Origin of the sequence: Mesorhizobium sp. M00.F.Ca.ET.216.01.1.1 (genome assembly GCF_004010325.2) — a bacterium.
Lineage (GTDB): Bacteria > Pseudomonadota > Alphaproteobacteria > Rhizobiales > Rhizobiaceae > Mesorhizobium.
Genome location: NZ_SADR02000648.1, coordinates 1 through 278, shown reverse-complemented (window position 1 = coordinate 278; position 278 = coordinate 1). Strand labels below are relative to the sequence as shown.

The window sequence follows — 278 nt, the reverse complement described above, 5'->3', positions numbered from 1 at the left end:
CGTCCATGCGCTCGGAGCCGAAGATGCGCATGGACGGCATGCTGCAGAAGCTCGGCCTCAAGGAAGACGAGGCGATCATCCATCCCTGGATCAACAAGGCGCTGGAAAAGGCGCAGAAGAAGGTCGAGGCGCGTAACTTCGACATCCGCAAGAACCTGCTGAAATACGACGACGTCTCGAACGACCAGCGCAAGGGGCAGCGATCCGCCGGCAAACCAGGCTATGCTGGTCTGGCCGAGCGGCACGACGATGAAGGCGGCCAGCAGCGGTCCAACCGC

At 62.2% G+C, this 278-nt stretch carries 1 pseudogene; it reads left to right on the top strand.

The annotated features are described in order from the left end of the window. Nucleotides 1–191 (top strand): annotated as a pseudogene (locus EN859_RS37780) (hypothetical protein); the annotation flags it as partial. Nucleotides 192–278: the final 87 nt, after the last annotated feature.